1 protein-coding gene is annotated in these 1,638 nt (G+C 71.3%); it reads right to left on the bottom strand.

Annotated features, from left to right (window positions below):
* Window positions 1-1,638: 1-deoxy-D-xylulose-5-phosphate synthase (gene dxs, locus FVE89_RS18495; protein WP_281408988.1), on the bottom strand; the 1,638-nt coding region annotated here is incomplete at both ends.

Below are 1,638 nucleotides of genomic sequence, written 5' to 3'. Positions count from 1 at the left end.
AGGCTTGGCGAACCGCGCATCCGCCACCGTCACCGCGACGCCCTGCTCGGCCAGCGTGTCCGCCGCCTTCAAGGCCTCCGCCAGACGCGTGCCCAGCGACAGGATCGCCACCCGCGCCTCCGCGTCCTGACGCACCACCCGGCCCTTGCCGACGGGAAGGACCTCGCCCCGCTCCGGAAGCTCGACGCCGACACCCTCGCCGCGCGGATAGCGCAAGGCGATCGGCCCGCTGTCATGGGCGTGGGCGGTGGCCACCATGTGCACCAGCTCGGCCTCGTCGGCGGCGGCCATCACCGTCATGTTGGGCAGGCAGCACAGATAGGCGAGGTCGAACGCGCCCGCATGCGTCGCCCCGTCCGCGCCGACCAGGCCGGCCCGGTCCAGGCAGAACCGCACGGGCAGGTTCTGCAGCGCCACGTCGTGCACCACCTGATCGTAGGCCCGCTGCAGGAAGGTCGAGTAGATCGCCACGAACGGCCGGTAGCCCTCGGTGGCCAGACCGCCCGCGAAGGTCACCGCGTGCTGCTCGGCGATGCCCACGTCGAAGGTCTTGTCCGGGTGCGCCTTGCCGAACAGGTCGATGCCGGTGCCGCCGGGCATCGCCGCGGTGATCGCCACGACCTTGTCGTCGGCATCGGCCGCCTTGATCAGGCTCTCGCCGAACACCCGCGTGTAGGCCGGCGCGTTCGGCTTGGCCTTGGCCTGCACGCCCGACACCACGTCGAACTTCACCACCCCGTGGTAGCGGTCGGCGCTGGCCTCGGCGGGCGCGTAGCCCTTGCCCTTCTGCGTGACCACGTGCAGCAGGATCGGGCCGTGCTCGGCGTCGCGGACGTTCTTGAGCACCGGCAGCAGGTGGTCGAGGTTGTGCCCGTCCACCGGGCCGACATAGTGGAAGCCCATCTCCTCGAACATCGTGCCGCCGCCGACCACCAGCGAGCGGGCGTATTCCTCGGCCGCGGCCGCGCGCTGGTAGAGCGCCTTGGGCAGGAGCTTGCCGAGCTGCTTGGCGGTCTCGCGCAGGGACTGGTAGGCGCCGCCGGACGCCAGCCGCGCGAGGTAGGCCGACATGGCGCCCACGGGGGGTGCGATCGACATGTCGTTGTCGTTGAGGATGACGATCAGGCGCGAGTGCAGGGCGCCGGCATTGTTCATGGCCTCGTACGCCATGCCGGCCGACATCGAGCCGTCGCCGATCACCGCGATGGCGTTGCGGCGCTTCAGCGCGCCGCCCGTCTGCTTGGCGGTGGCGTTGTCGAGGTCGCGGGCGACGGCCATGCCGAGCGCGGCCGAGATGGAGGTGGAGGAGTGGGCCGCGCCGAAGGGATCGTAGACGCTCTCGGCGCGCTTGGTGAAGCCGGAGAGGCCGCCGCCCTGGCGGAGCGTGCGGATGCGGTCGCGGCGCTCGGTGAGGATCTTGTGGGGGTAGCACTGGTGGCCGACATCCCAGACGATGCGGTCGTCGGGCGTGTCGAACACGTGGTGGAGCGCGACCGTGAGTTCGACGACGCCGAGCCCCGAGCCGAGATGCCCGCCGGTGACCGAGACCGCGTCGATCATCTCGGCGCGCACGGCATCGGCCACCGCCTGCAGTTCCGATTCGGGCAGCGTCCGCAAAGCCGCCGGGTTCGGGACACG

It is taken from the genome of Methylobacterium sp. 2A (genome assembly GCF_009806555.1).
Lineage (GTDB): Bacteria > Pseudomonadota > Alphaproteobacteria > Rhizobiales > Beijerinckiaceae > Methylobacterium.
This window is presented reverse-complemented; position numbering and strand designations above follow the sequence as displayed.